8 protein-coding genes and 3 pseudogenes are annotated in these 9,407 nt (G+C 68.6%); 5 read left to right on the forward strand and 6 right to left on the reverse strand.

Translation table 11 applies throughout. The features are described from left to right. Positions 1–122: 122 nt before the first annotated feature. A complete protein-coding gene (locus tag ACZ5NJ_RS22170; RefSeq protein ID WP_468766815.1) occupies positions 123–665 on the forward strand; it encodes an SMI1/KNR4 family protein in 543 nt (180 codons plus the stop codon). 77 nt (positions 666–742) lie between these two features. On the opposite strand, the pseudogene ACZ5NJ_RS22175 reads toward ACZ5NJ_RS22170, so the two are convergent. Both ACZ5NJ_RS22175 and ACZ5NJ_RS22180 read right to left on the reverse strand, forming a co-directional pair. Next, positions 743–1,009: pseudogene (locus ACZ5NJ_RS22175) on the reverse strand (hypothetical protein); the annotation flags it as partial. Positions 1,010–1,093: 84 nt separating this feature from the next. Further along, positions 1,094–1,819: pseudogene (locus ACZ5NJ_RS22180) on the reverse strand (SDR family NAD(P)-dependent oxidoreductase); the annotation flags it as partial. A 4-nt stretch (positions 1,820–1,823) separates the two neighbouring features. On the opposite strand from ACZ5NJ_RS22180, the gene ACZ5NJ_RS22185 reads away from it, so the two are divergent. After that, entirely contained in the window at positions 1,824–2,012 is a 189-nt protein-coding gene (locus ACZ5NJ_RS22185) for a hypothetical protein (protein WP_468766816.1), read from the forward strand. 686 nt (positions 2,013–2,698) lie between these two features. Here the strand turns inward: ACZ5NJ_RS22185 and ACZ5NJ_RS22190 are convergent. Together ACZ5NJ_RS22190 and ACZ5NJ_RS22195 are read right to left on the reverse strand one after the other, a co-directional pair. Beyond that, complete coding sequence (locus ACZ5NJ_RS22190; RefSeq protein WP_468766818.1) at positions 2,699–2,860, reverse strand: hydrophobic protein; 162 nt, start codon at positions 2,858–2,860, stop codon at positions 2,699–2,701. Between the two features lie 69 nt (positions 2,861–2,929). Further along, positions 2,930–3,301, reverse strand: a complete 372-nt coding sequence (locus ACZ5NJ_RS22195; protein ID WP_468766819.1) for a DUF6233 domain-containing protein — start codon at positions 3,299–3,301, stop codon at positions 2,930–2,932. Positions 3,302–3,501: 200 nt separating this feature from the next. Between ACZ5NJ_RS22195 and ACZ5NJ_RS22200 the strand changes: the two genes are divergently transcribed. Then, a protein-coding gene (locus tag ACZ5NJ_RS22200) for an IS5 family transposase (protein ID WP_468766831.1) occupies positions 3,502–4,292 on the forward strand; the annotation gives its coding sequence in 2 pieces (ribosomal slippage) (positions 3,502–3,820 and positions 3,820–4,292; 792 coding nt in all). A gap of 114 nt (positions 4,293–4,406) precedes the next feature. Here ACZ5NJ_RS22200 and ACZ5NJ_RS22205 read toward each other — a convergent pair. Both ACZ5NJ_RS22205 and ACZ5NJ_RS22210 read right to left on the reverse strand, forming a co-directional pair. Further along, positions 4,407–5,403 (reverse strand): annotated as a pseudogene (locus ACZ5NJ_RS22205) (TniB family NTP-binding protein). Between the two features lie 38 nt (positions 5,404–5,441). After that, entirely contained in the window at positions 5,442–7,253 is a 1,812-nt protein-coding gene (locus ACZ5NJ_RS22210; protein WP_468766820.1) for a transposase family protein, read from the reverse strand. Positions 7,254–7,541: 288 nt separating this feature from the next. Here ACZ5NJ_RS22210 and ACZ5NJ_RS22215 point away from each other — a divergent pair, with 288 nt between their 5' ends. Beyond that, positions 7,542–8,402: a hypothetical protein gene (locus tag ACZ5NJ_RS22215; RefSeq protein WP_468766821.1), complete on the forward strand. Its 861-nt coding sequence runs from the start codon at positions 7,542–7,544 to the stop codon at positions 8,400–8,402. A gap of 147 nt (positions 8,403–8,549) precedes the next feature. After that, positions 8,550–8,942 (forward strand): hypothetical protein, encoded by a 393-nt coding sequence (locus ACZ5NJ_RS22220; RefSeq protein WP_468766823.1) that lies wholly within the window; start codon positions 8,550–8,552, stop codon positions 8,940–8,942. Positions 8,943–9,407 lie beyond the last annotated feature (465 nt).

The following is a 9,407-nucleotide window of genomic DNA, read 5'->3' on the forward strand; positions in this document are numbered from 1 at the left end:
GACAGTCCTTAGAGGGTGGTTCGTGAATCTTTAAGCAGTTATATCGCCGTGCCCACCCGTATCGAGGCCGGAGTATTGTTCGAGACCGTCATGGTCGAGAACTCCCCGGATTGGCTGACGACATGGTGAGAGTCGAAGAGCTGGAGGGCGTGCTGCCTTCGATGACACGGTGGCGTGTGCCAGGCGGACGCAGCGTGGACTGGGCCGCCCTCGAGGCGGGCCTCGGGACGGCGCTGCCCTCGGACTTCCGCTCTCTGGCGGAGGTGTACCCGGTGCTTGCAATCGATGATTTCCTCATGGTGTCCCTTCCGACGCCCGGCGCCGAGGCGCCATGGGCGTCCGAGTCCAGGGACGACGAGATCCTTCAGGATCTGTACGCGATGGGCGACACCGAGAACTACGTCCCCTACCCGCAGCCGGGAGGTCTTATCTCCTGGGCGTCGTCCAATTCGGGGGACACCTTCTACTGGAGGACGAGCCCTTCGGATCCGGACGCATGGCCCGTGGTCGTCCGCACGGACAACGCCGACTGGATCGAGTTCCCAGTCGGTGCCGTCGAGTTCCTGGCCGGCGTGTACGGGCGCACCGTCGACGTGCCGGGCATGCCCAGGAACTTCCCCAGCGACGACCCGAAGGTTCTGGGCCTGAGCGACCGCATCGACTGATCGGCAACTCAGAGGATGCTCAGGTGATGTCCGTTTCCGGCTGAGGTGGAGCAAGCCCGCTGGTGGAGGTCCGTCAGCTATTGCTTCCTGGCGAAGTTGCCGGTGTCGGCCTCGGGGAGGATCTCCAGTTTGACCAGGCGTTTCAGCTTGGCCCGGGTGCCTTCGACATTCTTCGGCAGTAGTTCGTGGCCGAGGGCTTCGCAGACGTCCTTGGCTCGTAGCGGCCCGGTCGCGTGGTTGAAGGCGGCGAGGATACGGGGGGGCGGGTGTTCGGGCAGCTCCGGCGCGGCGGCCGGGAGCCGGTCGGCGAGGCCGGTGACGGTCTTACGAGTGATCGCGAGACCTGCTGAGTTGATCTCCCCACTCGCCAGGGCGCCGACCCGCGACGGAGCGTCAGACTCGTGGAGTTGCCCGTAGTCAGCCGCTCTTCAGGCCGCAGTCAGCTCTGGGAAGGTGACGCCGGTCAGCTCTTCGGAGGCGGTCCACAGACGGCGGGCTGTGGCCGGGTCGCTGGCCGCTGCCGAACGGCCGGCCAGGGTTGGGGCGCCGCGCATCTCGAACATGCCGTCGGGGCCGACGTAGCTCGCGCCGGGGAGGTCCTGGACGGCGGCGTAGAGGGTGGGGAGTGCGCCGGCCTCGCCGTCCTGGGCGATCAGCCTGTTGACGAGACGGTAGAAGAGGGTTCGCAGGAGGCTGGCGTCGTGGCTCTGGAGGTTGGTGGCGGCCAGGCCGGGGTGCGCGGCGAGGGCGCGGACGGGCGAGCCGGCGGCGGCGAGTCGTCGCTGGAGTTCCAGGGTGAAGAGCAGGGTGGCGAGCATGGACTGGCTGTAGGCGGTCAGCGGGTTGTACTCGCCGGTCAGGTCGAGGTTGTCGAAGTGGATGCGGGGGCTGCCCGGGGTCTTGTGCGCCCCCGAGGACAGGGACACCACGCGGTCGGTGATGTGCGGCAGCAGCAGGTTGGTCAGGGCGAAGTGGCCCAGGTGGTTGGTGCCGAACTGGGTCTCGAAGCCGTCCTTGGTGCGGCCTTCGGGGACGTTCATGACGCCGGCGTTGTTGATGAGCAGGTCCAGGTGGCCGTGCCAGTGGGCGGCGAACTCGCGCACGGAGGCGAGGTCGGCCAGGTCGAGCCGGCGGACCTCCACGCTGCCGTTCACTGTCTTGATCGGCGACGGACAGCGCCGAGGTGAAGTGCGCGAGGGACCACTCGAACGGATTGCCTTGCCGGTCTTCGCGGCGCTGCACGGCTACGCGGGCCTGACGGTGAGCGGCGCCCTGCCGCCGGAGATGGCTGAGTGCGGCTTGGATGATGTGATCGCGTCCATCCTGCGCGTCTGCGCGCCGCAGTAGAACCGCACAGGATTGCCAGAGGGGTCATTCAAGAACTGGCTGAGGGCCATTTTTCAGAGACGGGCGACAGGACTGTCCAGGGTCGCGCAGCGACGCCGAAGGCGCCCTTGACCGTCCGGGCCGGCTTGGATCCTCCGGAGACGGGTGACTCCAACACTTCGTTGCATCATCAACCAAGTGGGGAAGTCGATCGAGCCTTGGGAATCGCATCAGTGGAGCCAGAGGTCTTGGAGGAGATCGTCATGATTTTTCATGATCGCGGTTTCGGTGACGCTCCGTGGCAACGGCACTGGAAGTGGGTCAGAACCAATTTTTCGGAGACTGGCGACACAGGGGACTGTTCCGTTCGGCACCCGCACCCCCAGGGACCGCGCGGGCCCTGACGGTGCAGGTTCCGGGCCGTCGCGACGGGCTCGCCGGGGCGCGTGCGGCCTTCGCGGGCGGACGGGGCCGTGATCACCCTCCTCTGTCACAGGGTGTAAGCCCCGGGCCGGGGCGGCCGTCGATCGGTGGAGGCGAGCAGGTTCCCTGCTGCGTCACGACGACCGCCCCGACTGTCGCCTCGCCTACCCGCGGCATGGGCCCTCATCCGGGACGAGCGCCGCGTTCCACTCGGTTGAGTGAGGCAACGGCGGTGGCCCGCACCCTCTCGGAGAGGGTGCGGGCCACGGCTGCGTAGTGGATGGCTACCAGCGATACCAGCGGCTGCTGCCGCCCTTGGGGCGGGCGACGAAGCCGACCAGCCACAGCACGAGCACCGCGATGGCGACCCACCAGAGGATCTTTACTGCGAAGCCGGCACCGAAGAGGACCAGAGCGAGCAGAAGAACGAGAAGCAGGGGAACCATATTTATCAACCTCCGAGCCGTCGTGTGCCCGGCTGCTCGTCGCCCATGCAGGCGAACTTCATGTGTTTCCTACGGCCGTCGAGGGGCAGCCGAGAGGGTTGCCTCATCGCAGCCCCAGGCAGGACAGGTAGGAGGTTCGCCGCTGCGCGGGAAGGGGGCCGCGGCGGAGCGGCGGCCGACCTCGGCGTCCGGCGGGTAGACGATGACGCGCAGGTCGCTCATGTTCCCACCCTGCGGGCTGCGGGTCATTCGAGCATGCCCAGTGCGGTGTCCGGCGGCGCTGGGGGCAGGCGGGACCCCTTCGGTGAGGGCACGCCGGGCGGTGTACGCGGTGGCGGGTTTGCAGCGGCCGCGGGTGTCCCAGCATTCGCCGGTGTAGACGCGTACGGGGGGCCGGCCGGTGCCCCGCGGTGCGGGTACGCGGCCCGCCGCGGCGTGCACCTACCGCAACGACGTCCACATTTCTATCCTGTTCCTGCCCGAACTCCGGGCAGGAACATCGAGGGGCATGCGGAGCCTGTCCGAATGGGGGAGCGATGGCATCGGGGGCTTAGAGGTCCTAACAGAAGCCGTTGATCATGTGACTTTCGGTTCGGGTGGTCGTTGGTTTGGCCGTGGGGAAACGTCAGTCGCGGCCGTGGATGGTGTCGGATGAACTGTGGTCGCTGATCGAGCCGTTGCTGCCCGAGCCGGCTCCGAAGCGGGTGGAGGGGCGTCCGCGGGTGCCGGACCGGCAGGCGCTCTGCGGGATCCTGTTCGTTCTGCATACCGGGATCCAGTGGGAGTACCTGCCGCAGGAGTTGGGTTTCGGTTCCGGGATGACGTGCTGGCGGCGTCTGGCGGCGTGGAACGATGCCGGCGTGTGGGACCAGCTGCATGTGGTGTTGCTGAAAAAGCTGCGGGTCGCGAAGAAGCTGGACTGGTCGCGGGCGGTGATCGACTCCTCCCACGTCAGGGCCGCTCGACGGGGCCCCAAAGCGGTCCCAGCCCGGTCGACCGTGCACGTCCGGGCAGCAAGCACCACCTGATCGTCGACGGCCAGGGCATCCCCCTCGCGGTGTCTTTGACCGGCGGGAACCGTAACGACGTCACCCAGCTGATGCCGTTGCTGAACAAGATCCCGCCGGTCGCGGGCCTCGTTGGCCGACCCCGCAGGCGGCCCGACATACTCCTGGCCGACCGCGGCTACGACCACGACAAGTACCGCCGCCTGGTCTGGGCGACCGGGGTCAAACCGCTGATCGCCCGCCGCGGCGTCCCGCACGGCTCCGGCCTCGGCGTCTACCGGTGGGTCGTGGAACGGACCATCGCCTGGCTCCACGGCTTCCGCCGGCTCCGTATCCGATGGGAACGACGCGACGACATCCACGAAGCCTTCCTCGGCCTCGCCACATGCCTCATCACCCACCGCCACGTCCGACGCCTTTGTTAGGACCTCTTACGCGTAGCGCCCCGGCCGAATGCGGCGGCCGCGGGGCGTTGGTGATGGGCGTGGTCGGACTGCTCACGGCAGCTCTCGGGTGGCCATTGGCCCGTCGCTGTTTCTTCAGGGCCGTCGGGTGGTGCGGCTGGCCGGGTACCGGGGGCGCTGGTTGTCTTCGGCGAGGTGGTCGAGAACGATGGTCTCCAGGGCGGTCTTGGTGATGCGTTCGGTGCCGTCGAGGATCGCGGTGATAGCGGCTTGGCGCAGGAGGCGGGCGAGGCTGCCGATGCGGCCTGCGGTGCGGGTGTGAAGGTATGGGGCCAGGCGCACCAGGCTTCCGGGCCGGTGCCGGTCGAGGTCGAGGTCGAGGTCGAGGTCGAGGCAGGCTTCCATGGCGGCGACGAGGTCGCGGAAAGGCTGGCTGGTTCCTCGGCGGGTGGGGATGGTGTCGCAGTCGATGAGGGTGGCCCGTCCGGCGAGCTGCGCCCCACGCGTACCGGTGAACAGGGGCGTCGGTGACGTCGATGCCAGCGTAGACGAACGTCGCCGCGATGCGTTCGGTGAGGTCTTTGAGGAGGTCGGTGGCTTCGGCTCCGGTGCTGGTGCGGGGGTTGAGCCGGTGGATCTCGTCGATCATCACCAGGCGGACGCCTGCCCGGCGGTACGTGTCGCAGACCGATGTCATGATCTGGGCTTGTGTCATGCGGTGGGTGATCGGGATGCCGAGGAGGCGGGCGAACTCGGTGGCGAGGGTTTTCGCGCTGGCGCCGGGCGGGACGAGGACGTACGCGACCGGGACCTGCTGGTGGATGCCGGTGCGGGCGGTTTCGGCGAGGTGGCAGGTCCGGCCGACTTGCAGGAGCGCGGTGGTCTTTCCGGTGGTCGGGGGCCCGGTGACGATCAGGCTGGGGCGGGCGGTGGCCCGTTGGTGCCGGCCCAGGACCATGAGGGTGCGCACCGTCGTCGAGATGGTGTTGATGGCCGGGGTGCGGATGGTGACGAAGTCGGAGTGGTAGGCGAGCCGTTCCTCGGCGCTGCGGGGCGGCGCACCGGGGGCAGGCGGTGTGGGCGGAGGGGTGTCGACGAACTGCTGCCAGCCCTGCCACGTCGGCGGCGGCAGGGGTTCGTCCTGGCTGAGTTCTCGGGCCGGGGGATGCTTCACCACTGTTCCGCCTCCCGCTGTGCGTCGTAGAGGCCGGAGCCGCCGGCAGCCGCGGCCAGCGACCAGTCCTGGTCATCGTCTTCGTCGCCTTCTTCAAGGCCGTCCAGGCAATCCGGGCCGTCGAGGTCGTCCACGCCTGTGGCCGCCTGGCCTGGTACACGCGCACTGTCTTGCGGCTGCTGCGCCGGGCCCTGGACGGTGCTGCCGCTGCCGAGGGCGGCGGCCCCTGCCGGGCCGTCTGCTTGCATGTGCTGCTCTCTCCTTGCCTTCGTAGCGGCGGCCGGGCGCCCGTCTGATCCGGTGCGGGCGCGTGTGAGGATCGCGTGGAGTGCCTCGGCGAGGTCGCTCTCGTACTGCTCGTTGTCGCCGCGCTGTTTGATTTGAGTCTTGAGGTGCTGCCATAGGTGGTCGTTGAAGGGCTGGTGGACGTGGTCGCGGTGGATCCAGCCGATCTCGGCGAGGTACCCGTCGGGTAGGCGGATCCAGACCTGCCTGGCGTCGTGGGGGTTGTGGTGGACTTCCCATTTCCCGCCGCGGGCACTCACGTCGGAGGGTTGTCCGCGGAGGGGGTTGAGGACCCTGTCGTCGTAGGTTCGGTGGTTGATGCGGATGTCGCGGTCGGTGATCTTGTGCCAGCGGGTGGGGAGCAGCTCGATGTAGTCGCGTCCGGTCAGTGGGGCCGGCACGTAGCCGTGGGCGGCGATGAGGGCGGCCCACATCTCGTTCGGTGACAGGGCGGCCGTGGCTGTCATGGGGTGGCGCAGGCCTTCGTGGGGCCGGGGCTGCCAGCCGGCGGTGATCCACTCGTCGAGGAGGTCCTGGAGCTGCGCCACGGTCCAGCAGGCTTCGTTCTCGACGTCGCGCCCGCGCTCGACGGTGTTGGACGCGGTGTAGCCGGCGACGTACTGGCAGAACAGGGTGTTGATCGAGGCGAAGGTCCGCTCCACGGGCCCCTTGGCTGCGGGCTGGCATGGGGGTGCGGGCTGGAGGCTGACGCCGAGAGTTTCACAGGCGGCCCTGAACGCCGAGGAGAGGTAGATGTTGCCGCGGTCGACGATGACGGTTTCGGGGACGATGACCGGCCGGGCCGCCGCGTGCTTGAGCCGCGTGTCGATCTCCGTCAGCCGCTCGTAGGGGATAGAGGCGTGCGCGAGGTGCAGGCAAGCGGGCCAGTGCGGGCGAACCGGGTGCGGGACGGCCATCTCGGCGAGGAGTAGAGCGGCGTCGACGGCTTTGGTCCCGGCCGGCCGCAGTACCGCGGCCAGGATGCCGCGGGTGGCGACGTCCAGCGCGATGGTCAGCTCCGGCCGCCCAGCCACGCCGCGGTCCGAGACAGCCATGATGTCCAGACGCGTCGTATCCAGCATGACCTGCTCCCCGGGCCGCAGCGCCATGGTCGGGGTGAACGGCGGCGCCGGGCTGGAAGCGGTCCGCGGCGGCTGGCCCGGCAGCTCTCGCGGGTCGGCGAGTGCGCGTACGAGCCGGTTGAACGTGGACACCGGCGGAAGCAGCACCGCGGCATCGGGGCCATGGGTCTCGGAGAGGACCTGCCAGGTGAGCTCGCGCAGCCCGGCGAGCGTGCCCTTGGAACGCCCGCGCTGTCGCCGCAACGCCTCCAACACCGCCACGACGACCTGCTCGTCGGCGCGCCCGGTGCGGCTGGAGGGCTTGGTGGTGCGGTGGTCGACCAGCCCCCACAGGCCCTGGCGGCGGTAGCGGGCCCGCATCCTGCGGATCGTCGCCGGGCTCACCCCGCTCCAGCCCAGGGCTGCCAGCTCGTCGGCCTTGGCCTCCACCCGATCGCCCATCGGGCGCTCCAGCGCGTATGCGGGCCGCGGCACCCCCGGGCTGCCCGGGCCGCCGGGCAGGCCGCACTCGCTGCGTGGTCATGCACGTTGGTTGCCCATGAGGCTCCGTGGGCACACCTGACGCGTTTGCCCACCGCAGCCGGGCCCTGAGCAGCTTTACCGATCGGCGCCAGCCCTGGTGTCGTAACTCGGCGAAGCGCTGGCTGACAGTGATCTTGACGGACTACCTTTCTGGAGACGGCGTTGGGGCCGCAGCCGGTTGTCGTACTGGGGAGGCACAATCGGCGCATGTCTGAGTTCTTCGTCGAGCTGGGAATTGTCAATGCGCCGTCGGGTGTGCTAGTGCTCGGCATGGCTGGCTGGATCGATCAGTGGCGGGAACTGGGCCGGCCGTTGTCCGAGCGTGCCGGGGCGGCTGCGGCGACGGGAGGCGGCCATTTTCGTGAGTGGTTGTGCGAGGCGGTCGCGGTTCCGGCGGTCGCTGACCGGGCTTTGATGGTTCGGGCGAGCACCTCGCCGTCTCCGTTCGACGGGGCACCGGCGATCGCGACTTTGGAGATCAGTCTCGGTCTTCCGTGGCCCGACCCGGACCGGGTGGTACCGGTACGCCTCGGGGATCTGCCCGTTGATCGGTGCGGCATGGTTGTCGGTGATGCCTCAGGGCTGGACGCGTGGAGGGGAGTGGACGATGAGCCGGCCGACGAGCTCGCCGATGTCTTCTACTGGGGCTTGTACGCGGACGGTGCGCATGCGCTGTTCGGTGGTGAGCGGATTGCGCGGTACGGCGTCGACGGGCCGCACGGGTGGTTGGACCTCCCGGTGGCCGAGGCGGTTGCCCGTGCGGCCGAACTCGAAGCCTGGCGCGACCGCCTCCATGGCAAGGGGCTCATGGTTTCGGTCGCCGAGCACACCGATGTCCAACGCTTCCAGCGGGCCGGGTGGCATCATCCGCTCCATGTGGGTGCGATCGATGTCGGTGGCTGCCAGGTGCTGGGCATCGCATGGGACCAGGGTGACCACTCGATGAGGCATCGCGGTGAGCGGGCCGCCGGCCAGGTGTATCCGCTCACGCTCGAAGCCGATGAGGCGGGAGAGATGGTGCTGCGATGGGCCATCCCGCCCTACGCCTTCGATGACGAAGCCGAGTGACGAGCCCAGCTCCCGGCCTCCCCAGCGCGATCACCACACCACAAGGTTCACTGGCCGTCGACAGGTGCAGCCCTTTCGTTCCAGAGTCGATCCGTCCGCAATATTGAAGCAGCGGCTGGGGTTGGAGCGGCTGTCTACGATCGTGGGGTGATCGATTTTGCTGGGATGTCTTCTGCGGATTTTTTGATGGCTTTGAGGCGTGGCACGGCCTGTATGTGGTCGTTGGAAGCGGCTGTCTGGTTGCTGGAGCGGACCGGTGTTTGGCTGGAGGACCCTCGGCTTCGTCAGTACGTTGTCGGAGGGATCGGTCATGAGGACGAGGTGTGGGCCGGTTTCGAGGTCCCGGGACTTCAGACTGGGATCGAGGCTGGGGAACTGGGGGAGCACGGGGAGGAACTCGTAGTCCTGTGCTTCGCTCTCAGTTTGTACGGGAACTTCCCCATCTCTTTGCGTTACGACTGCGGGGGCCTGTCTGAAGAGGTTGTTCAGCTGATGGGGAAGGCCCTTCTCATCGCGAACGGATACGCCGAACGCGACTGACCGGCACCCCTGGCCGCTGCTGGCGCCCGCGGAGCGGGCTGGTCCTGGAGTCGGAGCCGGAAGGACCCTGGGGTGGAAGCGGAGCGGACACCCCTCAACGAGCCGCAGGCTCGGCCCCCGTGAAACAAGGTCACTCAGATCTCCAGATGAGGCCGTTCGGGGTGGAGCGCAGCGGAGCCTCGAACCGTCCGGAGCGCAGCGCAGGACCCCGCGGCCCGAAGGGCCGGCTTCCAGGGTGCGAAGCACCCTCCTTGCTGAGCGAAGCGAAGCGCTTCATAGCTCCGGAGCGAAGCGGAGGAGCAGGCGCCGAAGGCGCCTCGGCCGAGCGCAGCGAGGCCGGTCTCTCCTGAGCGCGCAGCGCTCAGGTACCCGAAGCGAAGCGGAGGGGTAAGGGCTGCGAAGCAGCCCCGGTCGCGCGGAGCGCGACCGTTCTCTCCTCCGCGCGCAGCGCGGAGGCAACCAAGA

The sequence above is a fragment of the Streptomyces sp. NPDC032091 genome (assembly GCF_055580265.1).